General features: G+C 40.7%; 17 protein-coding genes. 9 read left to right on the top strand and 8 right to left on the bottom strand.

The annotated features are described in order from the left end of the window. Positions 1–612: 612 nt before the first annotated feature. From AC2SLN_RS01390 to scpB, 4 genes are all read left to right on the top strand, one after another. Entirely contained in the window at positions 613–1,599 is a 987-nt protein-coding gene (locus AC2SLN_RS01390; protein WP_486548942.1) for an LpxL/LpxP family acyltransferase, read from the top strand. 253 nt (positions 1,600–1,852) lie between these two features. Next, positions 1,853–2,956, top strand: coding sequence for a tryptophan--tRNA ligase (trpS, locus tag AC2SLN_RS01385; protein WP_486548868.1), 1,104 nt, complete (start codon positions 1,853–1,855; stop codon positions 2,954–2,956). 105 nt (positions 2,957–3,061) lie between these two features. Next, positions 3,062–3,973 carry a segregation and condensation protein A gene (locus tag AC2SLN_RS01380; protein WP_486548943.1) on the top strand — a complete coding sequence of 304 codons (912 nt, stop codon included), beginning with the start codon at positions 3,062–3,064 and terminating at the stop codon, positions 3,971–3,973. Positions 3,974–4,220: 247 nt separating this feature from the next. Next, positions 4,221–4,766: an SMC-Scp complex subunit ScpB gene (gene scpB, locus AC2SLN_RS01375; protein ID WP_495057378.1), complete on the top strand. Its 546-nt coding sequence runs from the start codon at positions 4,221–4,223 to the stop codon at positions 4,764–4,766. 739 nt (positions 4,767–5,505) lie between these two features. Here the strand turns inward: scpB and AC2SLN_RS01370 are convergent. Then, a complete protein-coding gene (locus AC2SLN_RS01370) occupies positions 5,506–6,021 on the bottom strand; it encodes an HPP family protein (RefSeq protein ID WP_486548870.1) in 516 nt (171 codons plus the stop codon). Positions 6,022–6,196: 175 nt separating this feature from the next. Between AC2SLN_RS01370 and AC2SLN_RS01365 the strand changes: the two genes are divergently transcribed. Further along, complete coding sequence (locus tag AC2SLN_RS01365) at positions 6,197–6,742, top strand: TetR/AcrR family transcriptional regulator (protein WP_486548871.1); 546 nt, start codon at positions 6,197–6,199, stop codon at positions 6,740–6,742. A gap of 192 nt (positions 6,743–6,934) precedes the next feature. Here AC2SLN_RS01365 and AC2SLN_RS01360 read toward each other — a convergent pair whose 3' ends face one another. Then, positions 6,935–7,153, bottom strand: coding sequence for a hypothetical protein (locus AC2SLN_RS01360; protein ID WP_486548872.1), 219 nt, complete (start codon positions 7,151–7,153; stop codon positions 6,935–6,937). A gap of 152 nt (positions 7,154–7,305) precedes the next feature. Further along, a complete protein-coding gene (locus AC2SLN_RS01355; RefSeq protein ID WP_486548873.1) occupies positions 7,306–8,019 on the bottom strand; it encodes a DarT1-associated NADAR antitoxin family protein in 714 nt (237 codons plus the stop codon). 447 nt (positions 8,020–8,466) lie between these two features. Here AC2SLN_RS01355 and rluB point away from each other — a divergent pair, with 447 nt between their 5' ends. Continuing rightward, a complete protein-coding gene (gene rluB / locus AC2SLN_RS01350) occupies positions 8,467–9,447 on the top strand; it encodes a 23S rRNA pseudouridine(2605) synthase RluB (RefSeq protein ID WP_486548874.1) in 981 nt (326 codons plus the stop codon). A gap of 190 nt (positions 9,448–9,637) precedes the next feature. Here rluB and AC2SLN_RS01345 read toward each other — a convergent pair whose 3' ends face one another. Both AC2SLN_RS01345 and AC2SLN_RS01340 read right to left on the bottom strand, forming a co-directional pair. Beyond that, on the bottom strand, positions 9,638–10,210 hold the full coding sequence (locus tag AC2SLN_RS01345) for a hypothetical protein (RefSeq protein ID WP_486548875.1): 573 nt from the start codon (positions 10,208–10,210) through the stop codon (positions 9,638–9,640). 127 nt (positions 10,211–10,337) lie between these two features. Next, positions 10,338–10,895, bottom strand: coding sequence for a hypothetical protein (locus AC2SLN_RS01340; protein ID WP_486531509.1), 558 nt, complete (start codon positions 10,893–10,895; stop codon positions 10,338–10,340). 378 nt (positions 10,896–11,273) lie between these two features. On the opposite strand from AC2SLN_RS01340, the gene AC2SLN_RS01335 reads away from it, so the two are divergent. After that, the gene (locus tag AC2SLN_RS01335; RefSeq protein ID WP_486548876.1) at positions 11,274–11,870 is read left to right on the top strand and encodes a LysE/ArgO family amino acid transporter; all 597 of its coding nucleotides are present in this window, start codon (positions 11,274–11,276) and stop codon (positions 11,868–11,870) included. A gap of 55 nt (positions 11,871–11,925) precedes the next feature. On the opposite strand, the gene AC2SLN_RS01330 is transcribed toward AC2SLN_RS01335, so the two are convergent. The 3 genes from AC2SLN_RS01330 to AC2SLN_RS01320 form a co-directional block, all read right to left on the bottom strand. Further along, on the bottom strand, positions 11,926–12,567 hold the full coding sequence (locus AC2SLN_RS01330) for a MarC family protein (RefSeq protein ID WP_486548877.1): 642 nt from the start codon (positions 12,565–12,567) through the stop codon (positions 11,926–11,928). A gap of 244 nt (positions 12,568–12,811) precedes the next feature. Next, entirely contained in the window at positions 12,812–13,705 is an 894-nt protein-coding gene (nadC, locus tag AC2SLN_RS01325) for a carboxylating nicotinate-nucleotide diphosphorylase (protein ID WP_486548878.1), read from the bottom strand. A gap of 395 nt (positions 13,706–14,100) precedes the next feature. After that, complete coding sequence (locus AC2SLN_RS01320; RefSeq protein WP_486548879.1) at positions 14,101–15,201, bottom strand: NUDIX hydrolase; 1,101 nt, start codon at positions 15,199–15,201, stop codon at positions 14,101–14,103. A 535-nt stretch (positions 15,202–15,736) separates the two neighbouring features. Between AC2SLN_RS01320 and nadA the strand changes: the two genes are divergently transcribed. Then, positions 15,737–16,846 carry a quinolinate synthase NadA gene (gene nadA / locus AC2SLN_RS01315; RefSeq protein ID WP_486548944.1) on the top strand — a complete coding sequence of 370 codons (1,110 nt, stop codon included), beginning with the start codon at positions 15,737–15,739 and terminating at the stop codon, positions 16,844–16,846. 74 nt (positions 16,847–16,920) lie between these two features. Next, positions 16,921–18,894 carry an L-aspartate oxidase gene (gene nadB, locus AC2SLN_RS01310; protein WP_486548880.1) on the top strand — a complete coding sequence of 658 codons (1,974 nt, stop codon included), beginning with the start codon at positions 16,921–16,923 and terminating at the stop codon, positions 18,892–18,894. Positions 18,895–18,998: the final 104 nt, after the last annotated feature.

The raw sequence follows: 18,998 nt of genomic DNA, 5'->3' as shown, positions 1-18,998 counted from the left end.
TAGCATTGACCTTTAAATTCAATGCTATGATAGGGTTTTAATTAGGGCGTGTTCTCAATTCGTACAATTGCATTTAAATGGGCTAAAAATAGTTAAATCTTGTCATACAACGTCAAATAACGGGGAAATATCTCGATATTTACCTATTATTTTCCTTGTCTGACTGCGATTTATCTTATTTTTATCTCCATCTTCAAAATGAGGACACGCCCTAGCTTAATTTCTATCTAAACGTTACTCTTTATTCTGTTTTAATCGTAAGTTTTAGTAGCTATTAAGGTTAGCCGTTCAGTATTTGTTTTAATATGCGTCAACACCTATCCGGCAGCAGTACCTATATCAATTGCAGTCTTATGGCACACCATCTCAATTGTAATTAACAAGCAGATTATTATGTCAGACACTAATAACACCTCACAGTCGCAACCCAACCCAAGAAATAATCCAAAAAACGACTCTTCTGTTAAACAATATAAACCGCAGCCAAGGTCTGATAATCTGGCTATTACCCCTGCTATAGATCCCTCTATTAAGCCAACAACTAAAACCATTACTCCATCTGTAGCCTCTACCTACCAAACCACCGCTAACTCTAAACCTGTCCCTAAAGGCATGCCGACGATTACGGAGAATCACAAGCAAACCTCAAAGTCACAAAAAAAACCTTTTCAACCTGCTTTTTTATTACCTAAATTTTGGGCAATTTGGCTGGTTGCTGCTATTTTATTACCAATGATATATCTACCCCTGCGATGGCAGTTTTGGCTAGGTCGTAAACTGGGCATTTTAGTGTACCATTTATCAAAAAGTCGCCAACACATCGCTTTGGTAAATTTAAATCTCGCTTTCCCAGAAAAGTCAGATGAAGACAGAGTACGCTTGGCAAAGCAAGTTTTTGTCAATCAAGGTATCGGTTTATTTGAAACCTTATGTGCGTGGTATCGACCAAATGTGTTTACCCGCACCCTGTCTATTTCAGGTATACAACACCTTATCACAGCACAAAAAGAAGGCCGAGCGGTGCTATTATTAGGTGCCCATTACACGATGCTCGATTTGGGCGGACGGTTAATGACCCAGTTTACCCCTGTGGATTGTGTTTATCGGCCGCAAAATAACCCACTTATTGATTGGTTTATATTCAATGGGCGTCGCCATATTTTTGATGAGCAAATTGAACATCGGGACATGCGTAAGCTGGTCAGTCGCATTCAATCTGGAAAGGTAATTTGGTACTCGCCTGATCAAGATTATGGACTCAAACATGGCGTAATGGCACCTTTTTTTGGTATTCCCGCTGCTACTATTACCGCACCAAGACGGCTCGCTAAGCTCGGTAAAAAATCAAATCCACCCGCAGTTATGGCGCTGCATACCTACCGCCAAACCCCTGATAACCTACCACGGGGCAAACGCCCGCATTACCACGTGACCGTTACCCCTGTGGTAGAAAACTATCCAAGTTCAGATGAAGTTGCCGATGCCACGCGAATTAATGAGTTATTTGAGGGACTTATTCGCATCGACCCTAGTCAATGGATGTGGTTTCATAAGCGTTACAAAAATAATGAAACTGGCACAACAGACTATTATAAATAAGGTCTATTAACAAGAACCTAATTTAATAAACCTAGATTGGATAAATCGATAAGCAGGGATTTTTGTTATAATTATCTTTTTTTGGCTGGCTGATTTGCCTAGCTAAATTCGCTTAACCTTTCAGATGTCCTATGATGGCCGGTAAAATATTCGCTGAATAATGATGCAACAATCATATTAAACCATTAACGGCATCTTGAAACCCTATATATTTTTATACTTTAATAACTTCTTTTAAGACATCGAGAAACGTATGACAAGTGACATAGCTCAAAACAATACCCAACAAGATAATACCCAAGAAAAAGCACTGCCGAAGCGCATCTTAACGGGAGTAACCACCACGGGTACGCCCCATTTAGGCAACTATGTTGGGGCAATACGACCTGCCATTAAGTCGGCACTAGATAGCGTTAATAATGACGATCAAACGTTTTTCTTTTTGGCGGATTATCACGGGATCATTAAATGCTTTGATCCGAAACAAATTCATGAATCAACTAAAGCCATTGCCGCTACTTGGCTGGCTTGTGGCTTAGATCCTAAGAAAGTCGTATTTTATCGTCAATCTGATGTACCAGAAATTCAAGAGTTAGCGTGGATTTTAAACTGTTCATGTTCAAAAGGCTTAATGAACCGAGCTCACGCCTACAAAGCGGCAGTTGATGCCAATCTTGAAAAACAAGATGTGGATGCGGATCACAATATTACCATGGGGCTATTTGGCTATCCCATATTAATGGCAGCCGATATTTTGATGTTTAACGCCACGCACGTTCCTGTTGGGCGTGACCAGATTCAGCATATCGAAATGGCCCGTGATATCGCTGGCTCATTTAACCATAAATATAAACCCTTATTTACCTTACCATCAGCCGTAGTTGACGATGATATGCCGTTATTAACGGGGCTTGATGGTCGTAAGATGAGCAAAAGCTACGGCAATACCATTCCCCTATTCGGTGAATACAACCCACAGGTTGACCCCGAAAAGCAGTTACGTAAAGCAGTGATGCAAATCGTTACTAATTCGCAAGCACCAGAAGAACCCAAAAATCCAGATGACTCGGTTATTTTTGAGATTTACAAAGCCTTTGCTAATATAGAAGAAGTGGCTAACTTTAGAGCTCAGTTTGAAGCGGGCATTGCATGGGGAGACGCGAAACAAATTTTGTTCGAGAAAATTAACAGCGAAATTGCCCCATTCCGTGAGCGTTATTTTGAGCTTATGGCTAACCCAAAAGAGTTAGAAGAAATACTACAAATGGGGGCGGAAAAAGCCCGTCGACATAGCCGTAACCAATTGGATAAAACCCGCCGAGCTATAGGTATTCGGCCTCTAGCAAAGCTAAAGTAGCGGAACTAGCAATTGAACCTTTACCTACAAAATATCAAAGCTCCCAGTACAACTTCGCCCGCAACTTCATCTAATGAAGTTAATGCAAAGGTCAATTCGGATGCCATAAACAACGCTAGCATTCGCATCTACACCACGCCTGTTCAAACTTTGCCTGATGACTTGTACATTCCGCCTCAAGCTTTTGCCATTTGGTTAGAGCAGTTTGAAGGGCCGCTTGACTTTTTATTGTACTTGGTCAAAAAGAACAATTTTGATATTACCGAAACCGCTATTCTGCCCATTACTGAGCAGTATCTTACCTATATCAATGAATTAGATGCCGATCATTTCGAATTAGCGGGCGATTATTTACTCATGGCTTCCACTCTAATTGCCATTAAAACTGAGCTATTACTCCCAGCGCCAGAAAAGGTGGAAGATGCGCGTGACCCCAAAGCTGAGTTGATTTCACGTTTAGAGGACTATTCTCAAATCAAAGAAGCTAGTAAGCGTTTGGATACTTTGTTACGCTTAGAACGTGATGTCTTTTTAGCAATGGCAAGTCTGCCGGACTCTGACGTTATGGCCGCTGAATTACCAAGCTACCCTGTTGAAATATTGGTAGAAAGTCTACTTAAAATGCAGCTGAAGCCAGACTACCAGACCCACAATATTAAAATAGATCCCGTACCTTTATCCGACCGTATTGCCAGCATTAGCCGGCAGCTAAATGAAACCGGAGAGAAGTCATTTATTGAACTTTTGGACAGCCAACAAGGTCGGCTTGGGGTAGTGGTTAGTTTTGTTGCCGTATTAGAATTGATGAAACGGCATTTAATCGATATTGTACCCGAGACAACCGGCCAAGAAACAGACGAAAAAGCAATCTTAGGAAACGAAACCACAGAAAAAACCGATACAAACCACAATGCAAACAAGAGTAATAGCACAAATCTCGCAGAAGATATCGACTTTTCGTTCACAACTGAAACGACATATACCTTTTCTACGTTAAAACTACAGTGGGTGGCTTAAGTTAGCTTACCTACCATTATGAAATTTTTAGAAAACTAAAAAAAGTTATAAAAAGCCATGAGAAATCATGGAAACTGATTTTACAAATAGATTTGGGATGAGTATGTCCAATCACAATACGTCCAACGACCACACTGAACAAATGCTCTCAGCCCTCAATGTTGATGTTGAGCCACAGAATCAACAGAACTCTGAACCCATTGCTGAACACGCTGATGATTCAAGCATTGACACATTTGACCTTAAAATCACAGAGTTTAACCGGTATGACCAGCTAAGTAGACGAATCGAGGTGTTATTACATGCTTCAGAAACCCCGCTGACCGCCAACCAACTCAAAAAGTATTTGACGCTATCAAAACAGGAGCTTGAAACCGCACTTATTGTGCTAGAGCAACGACTGACCACTGGTGTATTGACCCTTAATCACTCGGCCAGCGGTTATCGATTGCAAATTCGCAGTGAGTTTAGTGGATTAATTCAGCAAGTATTCCCGCAACGTCTTGAGCACCTCAGCCAAGCGTTACTTGAGACCCTGAGCGTCATCGCATACAAACAGCCCGTGACCCGTAGTGATATCGAGCAAGTTCGCGGTGTGACTGTCTCTAGTAACATTCTTAGACAATTGTTTGATAAAGGCTGGATTATAGAAAAAGGTTATCGAGAAACACTTGGTCGCCCTGCCTTATTACACACCACGCCTGAGTTTTTGGACGCATTTGGTCTTGAAAAGTTAGAGGATTTACCACCTTTACCGGATTTAAATTTAATCAAAGAGAACGTAGACAGCTAAGTCTCTAGATTAATAAAATAGCTATAGTCAACACTGTATTTTAATGGGCAATAGTTGTAGCGTGTGGTGAAGCGAAGCGTAACCCACGGATTTTTAGAGGTCTCTTATAACTCAGGTTTAACTATAGAAGACGGAACATAATAAAGTAGCACTTCCTGCCAACCGCTTGTATCTGCCTAGCCAATGGCGTGCAGACTATCATGTCTTGAGTCATTGCTGTTACCTCGACACTGCCTCAAGCCACAGTCTGCATCGCCATTGACGTCGTCAGGATACCGCTCATGTCAGGGCTAGCGGTAACATCGAGTTCTTATAGATATTTATCGTGGTAATACTCTATTATTACTTTATTAAATGTCAACGATAGGCATCCACCCCGAAGCGGGCTTGAAAGATATTTCATATACCTTTGATGCGTGGGACGCACGCTACACTTGCTTCCATATTTTTGTACGTTTTGTAGGGTGATGTTAGCGAAGTGTAATCCACCAAATAGATATAGTAATACTCTGAGTATAATAGTCTAAGTATAATAGTCTAAACTTAAACCGTGGGTTTCGCGCCGCTGCACCGCACGCTACATATTTTTCATACTATAATGTACGTTAGATTATAGAATGAGTGTCATTTTTATGGCATATAAAAAGGTGGCTTACGTTTTTCCTGAACCTATTTGAGGTTTGAAGAATAATCAAACCCTTCGCTACTACTTTCCTCGATCCCGCTAACGCTTGAATGACTACCACCAATAAGTAGGGTATTGCCTACCCTTACCTAAATTATTATAAATAAGAGCGACTAAGACCAGAATAACCGAGCCAATCAATGTCGGGGTAACTAAAAACTGCCAGTGAACAGTGCCAAGCATAACGATGAGAGGGTTTGAACCCGCTGGAGGATGCGGTACTCTTAATAGAAGCATGAACGCAATGGCTGTACCGACAGCGAACGCCATACTCCACCAATGAATACCGAACAATCCCATAAAGACTAACCCTGTTAATGTTGCTATAAAATGACCGCCTATGACATTTCTTGGCTGAGCAAAAGGGCTTTTAGGGTAGGCAAATAGTAGCAAACAACTTGCCCCGAATGAGCCTAAAATCATGATAGCATTCGTCCAATTACCAACCAAAGCAAGCGTTGCGGTTGCTATCGTTCCTCCTAACCAAGCAGTCGCTATCATCCATACAGGCAAACGTTTTGGACAGGTTTCAGATTGACCTTTCAATTTATTCCAATTTATAAACGGCATCATAGTGTCCTCAAACTGTTTTAAACCCCTTATTGAAAAACACAAATTGAACAACTCAAACTCATTCAATAAGGAAGTAACCTAAAGTTTTTATAATAATATTTGGTATACTGAACAGTATATATGAGTAGTATACCGATTGGTATACATATCTGTTTAATTTTGTGAGGGTGTTATGGATATCGCAACGACCATCGTAGAAAAAAGCTATGCCATCTTTTATAAATACGGATTTCATGATAGCGGTGTTGAGTTATTAGCCAAGCAAGCGGGTACTACCAAACGTACGCTGTATGCTCATTTTGGGAATAAAGAGGGATTAATTAAGGCTGTTCTTTCTTATCGACACGAGATGTTTATGAGCCAATTGGCTAACTGGTTTGAACCATTAACGGATATGAACCTAGAGTCTATTAGTCAATGCTATTTGAGCTTTTTGCAAGATTGGGTAACCTCAGATAACTTTTATGGCTGCCTATTTATTAATGCCTGTGCCGAATTCTCAAGTAATGACACACTCCCCCATACTATCGCAAAAAATCATAAACATGAGGTCAGACAGTTTTTATTAAATAAGTTTGAGCATGCTAGCATCAATAATCCTCAGCAGGTAGCTGATACCTTATTTGTCTTAGGTGAAGGTGTTATTGTTAGTGCTCAGACGGGACAAGTAGATTTAAATTGGAATGCTGACTGGATTAGTCAGTGTTTGAAAAAGTGAGTCTTTAAAACTATCATCTAAAATAAGAAAATCATCCCCTCTTAGCGTGACAATCATTATTTTTCAAAATATTTTTTAATAAGACGGTTGTACTTCTCTATTTCAGAGATGGGATACTCTTCCTGTCTAAAGTTTTCTATTATTCGGATGTTGTTAATCAGCATGACAATCAGCGCTTAACCGTTTTAGCTCCTATACATCGTTTGCTAATGCTTTTTCAATAAACTCCATTGATAGTAAGCGGTCACAATCATATTCTTTAAGCGCTGCCTCTAAAGCATTTTCATAATCAACTTGTGCATTCTTTAATCTTACACGTCCTTTATCAGCCAGCAAGATATAAACCCCGCGTTTGTCAGCTGAACATAAGTCTCTAATCGTATATCCATCACGCTCTAGGCATTCAACCATTCGTGACACTGAACTTTGGTTTAGCTCTAAATAAGAGGCAAGTTCTTTAACTTAAATAATTATGCTAGCAACATCAAATATCATAAAGCCATCTAAACATTCTAGAAATCACACTAAATAAATTATAGAAAGTAAGTTACGGGCTTGTTTTATCAAAACCAACCCTCTTCCAAAAACTGCTCTGTATTGCTTACCTTAAACTCAGTTATTAAGTCATAAAACGCCGCCGGGTCTTCAACATTATCGAGCAATTCTCGTTTATATAACGCCACAAACATGGCCAGTGAATAAGCCGCACAATGTATGGATTTTTTAGGATTAAATGAGATATCAGTAAAGGCTTGGTATTGCAGCACCTCTTCATGCAACTGAGGGTTTTGTTTTAAGGCATTAATATACAGCCAATCATAAAATGCAGTTAAGGGCTCTATGCCCCACTCCATACCAAAATAATTGTATCCAATTAATTCACCAGAGGTGGTTAATCGCTCATCTTTTCTAGCTTGCCTTGGGGCGGCAGTCAGCAGGTCGAGATAAGGTCCTCCCTTTTTGAAAACCTGACTACTTTGAAAGGCATTGTCGACACTATACTGCTTACCGTCCTGCTCATTGGTTAGCGTTAAGCTCTCGGGACTTAGCGGAAAACTCAACTTATTGCCTGACTTGCTAGATAACTCTAACACTTGCTTAAAGCCATACTTTTTGCGAATGACTTGATGTAAATCATTGATGGTTTTTCTCTTTTGTCTACTCGCAAATCCCACATGCCGCTCGACACTAACCATGTCTGTTTTTACCAGATTATCACTGCCTACACGTGGCATAAATACTGGTTTCTGTTCTATAGCGCTCTGTGTTTGTAGCATGACAATATGTTTTCCTGTATTCAATGATCTTATTAAGAACTTGTATTCACAACCTATAACTGGTTATTTCCGACTAAAATAAGCCACTACTTCGTTAATATTAGGATTAAATAGAATGAGCTTTGAGCTTAATATTGCCGCGTATCGTCTTATTTTATTCTAAAAATTTACTAACTTTAGGTTATGAATACAGGTTCTAAGTCTAAGCAAGGCATTTTATCTTATTACCAAATATTTATCTTGCTCAATTATGCAGTTATTCAGCAAGCTTAGGGCATGCTCCAAAAAAGTTTTTGAATAAATGCAAACTTTAAAACGAATTATGTAAGCATAGCGATATTATCTTTAAAATAACGTATAATACCTCCCCAGATCAGCTTTAAAACTGATTTAGAAAATTCCCTACATTGTGAAATGTAGCCACTCACCGATTCAAGGAAGCATACTATGCCTCGTATTAATCAATCTAATGAAGCCCCCGAAGAGTTCGATCAAGAATTAGCGCCTAAAAACGCCCCTATCCCAAATAACGTCGAGTTTCAGTTTGAGGAACCGACAACTAAAGCCAGCACCGCAGGCACTGAGAAGCTGCAAAAAGCTTTGGCACGTATGGGCTTAGGCTCACGTCGTCAGATGGAAGAAGTCATTAAGTCTGGTCGTGTTTCTATCAATCAAACCCCTGCGACTATTGGCGACCGCGTCACTCAAGGTGATGAGATTCGCGTTGATGGTCGTCTGATTAAATATAAGTCTGAGCGTGAAAAGCGTCGTCGTGTGTTAGCGTATTATAAGCCTGAAGGCGAGATTTGTTCTGCCAATGATCCTGAAGGTCGTACCACTGTGTTTGAGCGTTTACCGAAGTTGACCCATGACCGCTGGGTAATGGTGGGTCGTCTGGATATTAACTCAACGGGTCTATTATTATTTACCAATGATGGGGAACTGGCGCATCGCTTGATGCATCCCTCAAATGAGATTGTGCGTGAATATGCCGTACGTATCTTGGGCGAGCTGACCCCAGAGATGATGCGCAACTTGACGGATGGTGTGTTGCTTGAAGATGGCTTGGCTAAGTTTGAGGAAATCAGACAAGGCGGCGGTGAAGGCGTCAATAAATGGTATCACGTTAAGCTGAAAGAGGGCCGTAACCGTGAAGTGCGCCGTTTAATTGAGTCGCAAGGTCTTAAAGTAAGCCGATTATTACGGACGACTTACGGTTCGGTTGCTTTACCAAAAGAGCTTCGTACGGGACGTTTTATTGAGCTAGATAGAAAAGACATCCACCGTTTAATCGAGTTGGTTGATTTGCGTCCTCGTGAAGAAATGGGGATTAGCGGTAAGGCTAAAATGAAAAAAGAGCGTTTCCAGAAGAAACCAATGAAAGCACGTACGGTTCGTGATCCTCGTAAAACTCGCACACAGCGTTAGTCTTGCTGGATAAATGATAGTGAGATGGGATTCACTGAGCTAGTACAGGTTAACCGCCATCAAACCCGCTTAGCTAGCTTTGTAATCTTTTTTTTACAAAATTGACGCTAAAGAAAAAAGCCCCTAGGGGCTTTTTTTACATCTGATCTTTCTGTCTTGTATTTGATATCCTTTATCTACTCACAATCCTCTATCTTCTATTTTTAAGATATCGATTCATGACTTGCATCTCTTGTAGGGCATCTTTTTGGCATTGGCTCAGTAACACATCGAGTTTTTCTTCTATCTTAACTAATAACTCTAACAGTAAGTTTAAAGCATCAGTTTGATTCTTACTCATTACAGAGTTAACGTTCTTTAAATGATTGCTTTGCTGTAGGCGATTGTCATGACGCACTATATTCTGATAGCTTTGAATGACTTCGGGCAATCGGGTATTGAGTAGCTTTTGGATAACAAACTCATCTTCCGTGGTACTCACGCTACGACCAGATTGTTGCCTATCATCCCGCCATGCTTGATAAACGTCTGCCTTATTATCGATACGCATTAATTGTTCGATGACAACGGGAGGTAGGTTTTGAATAAGGTTATTATCTAAATCGAGCCGTATCATTTCTGGGGGTGGCAACTGCGAGGGTTCTACGTATTTTAGGGTGCCAGGCGTGATACCCACAGCTCGGTGAAATGCCAGCCAGCCTTTGCGACCGACATAGCCAAGAATGAGGGTACCTATAACTCCTGCACCAATAATAACACTCATCTAGTTAGCACACCCCCCACTCTAAATAGCTAATATAGCTAACAATGCTATGTTTGTTTATGAACTTAAGATTTTAAACCTATGCTACTTCAAACTATGACTGCAAAAACTATTAATTAAAAGCTACTTAGGATTCGAACCGTTCTTTTATATAGCGATTCGTCGCCAATAGCTTCTGTCCATCTTGATGATAAGACGCATCAAGCAACTCATCAAACTGAGCGTTGACCGTATTAAGCACCTCTAACAATGCCTGTTTGCCAGTGACATTGGAGTGCTTTATTTTCGTTGTGTCTGCGCGACTTGCATTGTCTCCTTTTGAGTCGTCTAAATCATGCAAACGACGATAGTCCCCTACGGCTTCGGGAATATGCTTATCCATCAAGGTCTTGATCATGATGTAGGACTCATTCACGGCATCTTTATCATCAATAACGCCATCGTTATTGGTATCACCATAAATCATTTTAAGCTTTTCGCCTTTTTGATTTATTTTATCCAATGTTTGTTTGACATCAGTTGGCAAGCTTTTCTCTGGTATATAGCCTAGTTGAGGCATCGCTTTATATTCGAGCATTTTAGGCTGGGTTAACTTTTTTACACCACGATAGCCGAGAAATAGCCCTGCTGCTGGCAGAACGCCATACATAATAAACATGATTACCATTGCGGCAGCTTGAGACATATAAATACCCTTAACATCATTTTTTAAAAATATAATAAATTATCTGATACCCTTTATAATAGCATTCTCGTACGATAGCATTTATCCTATAGCACCTTTTTTGCTAGAACATTTTTCTAGCTAGCAAAGAGTGACTCGGCAAAGCCGATTAACATGAAGGTAATTGATTGGGTTCAATCACTTAATTCAAGGACTTTTCATTCGCTCATTATTGCTCAATAGCTCTCTTAACCTATATCTTAGTTGATTCATTGGTCTATTCATTGGTCTAATACCAAGCCCTGATCTGAACTTAATACTAGACTGAGCTCTTAGTACCTAAACCCTAAAATAAATAAGCTAAAAGAATATTCTAATAGTTTATTTCGAGATAAATATATGGATTATGTATCAGGCTTTGCACTTGGCTTATCGCTGATATTAGCGATTGGCTCCCAAAATGCTTTTGTGCTTAGGCAAGGCCTAAAAAAAGAACATGTGTTTGCCATCAGTTTATTTTGTGCGGTATCTGACGCTATCTTAATATCTGCAGGTATCGCAGGCTTTGGTGCAGTGACGGCACGTTATCCACACCTAGTATACTTCGCCAAACTAGCAGGGGCCTTGTTTTTGCTTATCTATGGATTGCAAAGCCTATATGCGAGCGTTACTAAATCGCATGCACTTGAAAATGATGGCACTGCGGTAACCAGTTTAAAAAAAGCATTGCTCTTGTGTTTTGGGTTTACGTGGCTTAATCCCCACGTTTATTTGGATACGCTGTTATTGGTGGGTATGGTGTCGACAGGCGCTGACAGTAAATTAATATTTGCTTTAGGGGCGATTTGTGCATCCTTCGTATTCTTTTTTAGTTTATGCTATGGAGCAAGGCTACTCTCGCCGCTATTTAGCAACCCTAAAGCTTGGAATATTCTTGACGCTTTAGTTGGCATACTGATGATATATTTGGCTTGGAATCTAATAACAGATATCTAATAAAAAATATCTAATAGCAGGCGTCTAATAGAGAGCATCTAACAATTGACTAACGCTAAATTAAGTTAGGAAATATGGTACGTATGCCACTCACTAAAATTTCAATCGCTACAGCCGCCAACAGCATACCCATGATTCGGCTCATTATATTTAAGCCTGTATCACCCAAAAATCGACTCAGACGTCCTGCTGCCATAAGGGATAGATAACAAAAAAGGCTAATTAGAAATCCAGCAATAATGATGGCCAATTTCTGATGCCAATCGTTGACTTGTGCAGAATAGATAATAACCGTGGAAATACCACCCGGCCCAATAATCATAGGAATAGCTAACGGCACAACAGCAGCTGCAGTGCTACCTAGTGTTTCAACACGGTCATCTACATCAACATTTTCTTGGTCAGGTTTGACTGGGTTACCATCGCCATTCATCATATTAATGGCGATTAAGAAGACCAATATTCCGCCAGCCACTTGGAATGAGCCAATGGATATACCCAATACTTTTAACAATAGCTCGCCAGCAATTGTAAAAAAAGTGATGGTTATAAGCACAGTCAGGCTAGTAATACGTGCAAATTTACGTCTATCAGTTGAGTTATACCCACGTGTAGAGTCTAAAAACAGGGTAAGAGCGCTAAAAGGGTTAATTAGCACCACGAATGCCAAAATTATTTTGACAATTTCAGTATCCATGATAGGCGCCTTAAATTGGAAGGACAGTTGAATTTAAAAAAGGCGATTTTAGCATATCCGATTGGCGGTATAAAACCTCAATTGCGATGACTCAATAAGTAATATGGCTAATAAACGACCCATGATTGAGGACTTTTATTAACAATGATATAACCCCCTCTTATAACATGAATGAGTGATCAAATACATGAGTTACCTTTATATTGTGAATAACCGTTAGCAAATAGGCACGAGAAAATCGTTTTTATGCTGAAAAGTCCATACCTATATCAAGTGCGGTTGTACTGTGAGTCAGATATCCCATAGCAATAAAATCTACACCAGTTTCGGCAACCGCTACTACACTATTTGGCGTAATACCACCTGAGGCCTCAGTTTTAACACGCCCACTTGAGTGTTGTCTACACAATTCAACGGCTTTACATAACATGTCAGGGCTCATGTTATCTAGTAATACCAGCTCCGCACCTGCGTCGATAGCTATCTGTAATTGCTCAAGTGTATCGACTTCAATTTCGATGGGAATAAGATGACCAGCCAGCTTTTGGGCTTGGGCAATTGCCGTAGGAATATTACCTGCAATAGCAATGTGGTTGTCTTTAATCAAAATAGCGTCATCCAAACCTAAGCGATGGTTGCGACCACCGCCACAGCGTACCGCATATTTTTGCAGCGTACGTAGACCTGGTATAGTTTTTCGAGTACACGTAATTTGAGCCGGATATTCAGCCACTAAATCAACAGCGCGTCTTGTGGTCGTGGCAATACCGCTTAAATGGGTCATAAAGTTGAGTGCCGTACGTTCTGCTGTCAGTAAATTACGTGCATTACCACTGATCGTTGCTAAGGACTGTCCTTTTTGAACGCTTGCACCATCATGTGTATGGGCAGTAAAAACGATATCTGCATCTATCTGTGCAAAAGCTAGCCTTGCTAAATCCAGCCCACAAACCACGCCATCTTCACGCACGTTAAGCGTCAATGTTGCCTGCTTATCCGCTGGAATAGTTGCCTGTGAGGTAATGTCTCCGCGCCGACCTAAATCCTCAGACAATGCGGCATCAATCAACGGTAAAAGTAAAACATCATTTAAGCGAGGTTCTTGAATGTTTGTTACGGCTTTAGGGTCAGATGACATGGACTATCCTTATATTATTATCCTAACGTTATACCTTAGAACCTGTATTAAAAGCTTATAATTGGCTATTTGCGCCTAAAATGAGCCACTACTTTTTTGTTAAAATTATGGCTATATAGAATAACTATTCAACCTGAGCTTTTAATTTAATGGTGCCTCGTATTGACTCATTTTATTCTAGGAATTCCCTAACTTTAGCTTATGAATACAAATTCTTATAACTTTCAGCAAGTAATGAAAGATCATAGTCAGTAATAAAAAAGCTGACTAAACTATCCTTAATACTCAATATGAGCATAAATATAGCCAAAAATTGTACTATTAGCAAATATATATGTGTTGTGATTTATATAAGACAGGTACTTTATATAAGAAGGACACTTTATTTAGGTAGTTTATTTATGACGAGTGTGACGCTTGGGCAGCTTACTGTCCATTAGTAAACTTTGTAACTCAATATCAAATCGAAAGCGGAACAACTTTGCGGGGCGCCCTCGACCTGTATGGCTACTATTGCCCGTTGGTTCTAGCAGATTTTGACTCTCTAATAGTCGACGAAAGTTTTGTTTATGTAGTGTCACGCCCGATAATGCCTCAACGCTTTGTTGTAATTGCAGCAGGGTAAACTCCGTTGGCATTAACCCAAAAATTAAAGGTCGGTATTCAATTTTAGCTCGCAATCTCGATATTGCCGTCGCAATAACACGGCGATGATCATAATACATTGGCTCGCCTGTTATAGTTTGCCAATTATTAGGTAGCTTTGAAGGTTGGTAGTCCGGCGATTCTGGTAATAAGCCTGCCTCATACAACATCTCATATCTGAGCAGGGCGTGTTCAGCGACCCACTCTAAAAATATATCTTGGTTGGAGGATGTGCCAACTGCCAGATCATCTAATAATGTGTCATTATCATTTAGACTGTTATTAATTGCAGTGTTATCAATTGGACTGTCACTCAATTCGAAATCGTCTTTTTGCCACGTCCCACCCCAGCATAAATTTATACGTTGCATTCGCCTCTGCCGCTCATCAGAGTTTACTGCTGTATTCGCCCATGCCATAAGGTTTTTGACAATATAATGGATATTAAGGCGGGCGTGTTTATCTAGATGATTTTCCCAAGGAAAATAATCATACCAATCTCGCCAGCGTGCACTATTATCTCCAGTGCCCGACTGTAATATCACTTCTTGAACCAGTCCCATGTAACTCACGTATACCAAGGCGTGACCTTCTTTATTACGCCTATTGGTATCCACGAACGTATACAGCTGTTCAATATAGCCTAACGGTTGTCCTGTTTGTTCTTCTACCCATTGACGCACCCCTGCTTGCAATGAACGATGCAGGGGCATTAATGGACCATTTGGGAGTAGCTTACCTGAGTCGACCGTTAGTACACGCGCCGAATTATTCGTAATCGCAATCAACACCGCCACTACTTCTGTAGTACCGCTACCTTGACTGTGAGCGTGAGAGAAAGACAGACTCATAAATTTAAATATCGCTAAAATTACACATAGTATAACGTTAAAGGTAAAGAATTACACGCCTTTACCAATATGCCATCCCTATCGTTAGATAACTCTAAAACTGATACTTCTCTGACTATATATACACTTTATCATGCTGTTTATATTCAACCCCTCACACCCTTTTGGGTTCGTTAGAAGTCATTGTTATTTTTAAATCCCTTATTTGACTCTTTACTTAAAATACATTAAGTCATAAAAAAATACTTGTATTTATACTCAATATGAGCATAATTGTAATTATAGATTTAATTAAATATTAATCAGATTGTCATTATTTTTTAACACTATCTAATAATGCCTGTTGAACCAAATCGGTAATAGCAATGAACTTTAACCTTAACCGTTAAGCTATTGGATGCCAAAGCAGCTTTTGCCCTGAGTAAAAGAATTAAAGTAAAGGAAACTACTTATGACCACTGCAACTGTAGCCCCTACTCCAAGCGAAAAAACTAAGATATTTCCCTATGATGCGCCAACGTTACGTCAAAGTGAAATGGCTCAAACACGTAGCTGTGCACCAAATATCGATATTGAGTATGCCAAGGCCAAAATCCCCGCTGAACTGCCACGTAATGAGCGTGAGGTAGTGGTCGCAAATATCAAACGCTTATTAAAAGAGAAAAATGCCGTATTGGTTGCCCATTATTACGTCGATCCTTATATTCAAGATTTAGCTTTAGAGACAGGCGGATGTGTGGGCGACTCTTTAGAGATGGCTCGCTTTGGTAGCGAACATGAAGCAGACACTCTGGTTGTGGCTGGCGTGCGATTTATGGGCGAATCTGCCAAGATTTTAGGTATGGATAAGATAGTTCTGATGGCGGATTTGGAAGCCGAATGCTCACTGGATTTAGGGTGCCCTATCGAAGATTTCAGTGCGTTTTGTGATGCGCATCCCGACCGCACCGTGGTGGTATATGCCAATACCAGTGCTGAAGTGAAAGCCCGCGCTGATTGGGTAGTAACCTCATCAGTTGGTTTAGAGATTGTGTCACACCTGCATGAGCGCGGTGAAAAAATAATCTGGGGTCCAGACCGTCATTTAGGCAAATATATTCAAAAAGAGACAGGCGCTGACATGTTGCTATGGCAAGGTTCGTGCATTGTGCACAATGAATTTAAAGCCCGTGAGCTTGAGCAATTAAAGGCCGAGTATCCTGATGCGGTTGTATTGGTACATCCTGAATCGCCTGATAGCGTGGTTGAACTGGCCGATGTGGTGGGCTCAACCAGTAAGCTATTAAACGCCACCAAAGAGATGGATGCAGAGACGTTTATTGTTGGTACTGACCTAGGTATTTTGCATGAGATGCAAAAGCATTCTCCAAATAAACGCTTCTTAGCAGCACCGACCGCTGGCGAAAGCGCCACCTGTAAAAGCTGTGCATTCTGCCCGTGGATGGCAATGAATGGCTTAAAGGGTATTGAACAGTGCTTAGAAAATGGCACAGGAGAAATTGTGATTGAACCTGAATTGGCTAAAGCCGCTATGAAACCATTACAACGTATGCTCGACTTTGCCGCCGAACAAAAACGCCGCGTTGCCACCAGTGGCGATATCGTGAAAGACCGTGAGCTTTTTACAAAAGTCGGTGCCGCTTAAGTTTATAAACGTAGAGTGGCATGAAAGCTGAACACCACTCTACTCTTTTAAAAAAACATCAAGAGATCCAGCCCATGTCAAAATTAATGACTCAATCAGATACTGTTCATTCAGATATTGATAATTCAGATAGCGTCAATTTAGATATCATTCATACCGATGTGCTTATTATTGGTGCCGGATTGGCTGGGTTAAGCACAGCAATGTCATTACCCAATAACCTACAAATCGTTGTGCTTGCTAAACAAGATATTTATGATTGCTCTAGCAACTATGCTCAAGGCGGCATCGCGGCGGTCATTGATAAAGAAGATAACGTAGCGGATCATGTGAATGATACGCTCATAGCAGGTGATGGGCTTTGCGATACGCAAGCAACCACCCAGATTTTAAGCCAAGGTCGTCACGCTATTGACTGGCTGGTTAAGCATGACGTCCCTTTTACCACTAAAACTACGGTAACAGAACCCTCTGATCTTACCGATAAACCTGCTAACCCATTAGATAATTTGCACCTGACTCAAGAAGGGGGGCATGGACGCCGCCGTGTTATTCATGCTGATGATGCAACTGGTAAGCACATCATGCACACTTTGCATGAGCAGGTGGCTACTGCTACTAACATTACCGTATTGCCGTATCATGAGGCTTTAAACTTACTGGTTAGCGAACTGCCTACTAAGGACGCTTTTGCGGATAGACGATGCACGGGCGCTACGGTTCTTGATGTTAAATCAGACAAACGGCTAACGGTTAATAGTCACGCTGTGGTGCTTGCCAGTGGCGGTCTGGGACAACTGTTTAGTAGAGCCACTGCTCCAGAAGTGTGTGTTGGCGATGGCATCATGATGGCGTGGGAAGCAGGTTGTCGCTTAGCAAACTTAGAGTTCGTACAGTTTCATCCAACAGGATTGGCGCTAGGCGACAGTAATTTTTTAATATCAGAAGCGGTACGCGGAGAAGGGGGGCATTTAATTTGCCCACTCACAAATACTCGGTTTATGCCAAATTATGACGAGCGAGAAGAGCTAGCGCCTCGAGATATCGTTGCCCGTTCTATTGCCAATGAGATTGCAAACAACGGTTTGGGTTATGTCTATTTAGACATCTCACATCAACCTGCTGAGTTTATTAAAGCGCATTTCCCTGATATTTATGCGCACTGTTTAGCACTGGGAGTGGATATTACTACCGACCCTATTCCTGTTGCGCCAACTGCGCACTACACTTGTGGCGGCGTGATGACTACGGCTTCAGGGCATACAGATTTAGTTGGTTTATATGCTGCTGGCGAAGTGGCGCATACGGGACTACACGGCGCAAACCGACTGGCCAGTAACTCTCTACTTGAATGTGTGGTGGTTGGTCGTGAGATTGCGGCCCATATTCCTGTGTATCTAAATAATACGTTATCATGGCAAAAACCAATTTTAACAGGCACACAGACAAACTTAAATGTCTGCGTCGGTAGCACTCTAAGCTTCAATAAAACACTTAAAAACATCGCTGGTTATAAAGAAAATCAACTTAATAATGGTGTGTCATTGTCTTCTCACACTCCAAATGAGGCATCTAAGGCAGATAAACCCCACCTATATTCTATCGCTCATTTAAAAAAGTTAATGACAGACAATATGGGCATTAGACGCGATGAAACCGACTTAAGTTCTGCGCTAAAACGGGTTCAATCTTGGAAGCAAACACTGTTACAGACTAACTCGATTACCCCTAATGCTCAATTAGACGCTTTGGATTTATTTGACGTGCAAGCTTTACGCTGGCTACGTTTGTTAACATTAGCTGAGCTATTGTTAACATCAGCTCTAAACCGCCTCGAGAGTCGTGGGGGGCATTATCGTAATGACTACCCTCAGCATGATAAAGCATCTACCATTAGTGTTATTTATCCCAATCATTATGCCAATCAAGACTCAAATAGCGGTTTCATCAACGACTGTTTAATAGATGATTTGCTATTTAATAGCCGACAAGATAATTACCCAATGCTCGCTTCCTCTTTAAGCTGTGATAGAATCGCCATTTCATAAAATATTATAGAATATAGTCTATTCACATATAGTCGTAATCAGATAACTGAGGGACGAGGTGAGCTACCGCAAATTGTACATATCGGTATCTCAACATTGTCACT

The organism is Psychrobacter sp. CX90, from assembly GCF_057396305.2.
This window is presented reverse-complemented; position numbering and strand designations above follow the sequence as displayed.